The organism is Microbacterium sp. DT81.1 (assembly GCF_049844955.1).
Taxonomy (GTDB): domain Bacteria; phylum Actinomycetota; class Actinomycetes; order Actinomycetales; family Microbacteriaceae; genus Microbacterium.
In genome coordinates, this window is record NZ_JBNCMA010000021.1 from 1 (window position 1) to 1,885 (window position 1,885).

The 1,885-nt window shown below is 66.9% G+C and carries 1 protein-coding gene; it reads left to right on the forward strand.

From position 1 onward, the window contains the following. Positions 1 to 265 precede the first annotated feature (265 nt). The coding region (locus ACLQ2Q_RS22155; RefSeq protein ID WP_425824057.1) for a S8 family peptidase at positions 266 to 1,885 on the forward strand (1,620 nt) is incomplete at its 3' end.

Consider the following 1,885-nt stretch of genomic DNA (forward strand, 5'->3'; position numbering starts at 1 on the left):
AACGGAGCCGCCCCCGACTTCATCCCCGCCTGGGCCAACACCCCCGGCGTCCACCCCATCACCGGCGACTACCGGTAAAACACCCCTACAAGCGAGCGATCCACAACGACGCTGGATGCCGCTCCCGACTGCACCTCGCAACGCCGGGTCACCGGGCATCGGCATCCGTGTCACTTACACCTGCATCTCTTCACCACTGACGCGACCATAACCAGAAAGCATCTCAGCTCGTCGCGCCATCGCAGCCATATGAAAGGAAACCGTCATGGACAAGGAATACTTCGTTCGAGGGCAACGGAAGTCGGTAGAGCGGATCGACGAGGTCGTCGCGATCAAGGTCGCGCAGTCGGAGTCCGGGTCGCTCGCGGACGAGAGCGATTTCGGTCCGCCCGCCTCGCTCGACCAGCGTGGCCTCGAGGATGAGAGCCTGGAGGCGTTCCGTAAGGCGAACTGGGTCTTCGTCGAGCCACCGAGCGGCACGTCGCCTCGAATCGATGCGCGCGACGACGTCGACGAGGTGGACGCCGTCGGCTCGCTCGTCAAGCGGGAGAACGGCCGCTTGGGGATCGTCACGAAGCGCCTCAGCGTGCAGCTGCGGGAAGAGTACTCGGAGGACGAGGTGAAGGCGATCCTGGCAGAGACCGGGCTGACCCCGGTGAATCGGCTGCCCTTCGCGCCGAACCTCTACGAGGTCGACACGACCGTGCACGAGGATGCGCTCGATGCGTCCGTCGCCCTGAACGACGATCCGAGGTTCACCCTGGTCGAGCCGAGCATCATCGAGCACATCCCGGAGCGCTTCACGCCCAGCGACCCTCGCTACGGGGAGCAGTGGCAGTGGGCCAATACCGGCCAGGCCGGGGGCACAGCGGGAGCGGACGTCAGTGCCGAGGCTGCCTGGGATACGACGCGGGGCGCCGGCATTACGGTGGCCGTGATCGACAACGGCTTCAACGCGGCACACGAGGATCTGCAGGCAGCTGTGACCGCGACATCGGGCGCGTTCCTGTCAGGAGCGGGCACGTCGACGTTCAGCCAGGCGGATGCGGACATGCCAGGCAGCGACCACGGCACGTTCTGCGCCGGCATGGTCGGTGCCCGCCAGAACAACGGCGCAGGTGGATGCGGCGCTGCACCGGAGTCGAACCTGATGCTGGTTGCCTGCCTAGGTGACCAGGTCGGCACCCAAGTCACGTTGGCGCGTGCTGTCGCCTACACGGCCGACCCCTCCCTGGAGGTCAACGGGGCAGACCCCGCGAGCGGCGCAGACATCCTTGTGTCGAGCCTGGGCCCCAACGGGGCGGACTGGGACCTCACCGCCGTGCTCGCGCTGGCCATTGAGTTCGCCGCTGCCAACGGTCGTGGTGGTCGAGGTATGGCCATCTTCTGGGCCGCGAGCAACGGGAACAACGTCGACGTGCTTCAGGACGAAGTCGTCTCGCACCCGGATGTGATCGCCGTTGTGCGGTCCACCCGAGCGGACCTCGAGGACAATGCGGCCAGGGGTCCGGAAGTCGAATTGATCGCACCCGGCGTCGACGTCGTGAGCACCAGGGGCAACGGCGGATACGGGTCCAGTACCGGCACCAGCTTCGCTGCGCCGTGCGCGGCCGGCTGCGCCGCGCTGGCGCTGTCGGTAAAGCCCGAGCTCACGCGGGATGAACTCCGTCAGATCATGCGCGATTCGGCGGACAAGATCGGTGGAGTGGCCTACGACGCCAACGGGCACAACGACGACTACGGGTTCGGACGAGTGAACGCGGAGGCAGCCGTGCAGCTCGCGGCGAACGCCGGGGCGTCGGTGTATCGGGGTAAGGACATTGCGTTGGTGCGGCAGACTCCGGGGTGGGCGTCGATCCCGGTCGCGTTCGCGAACGGGGACGGC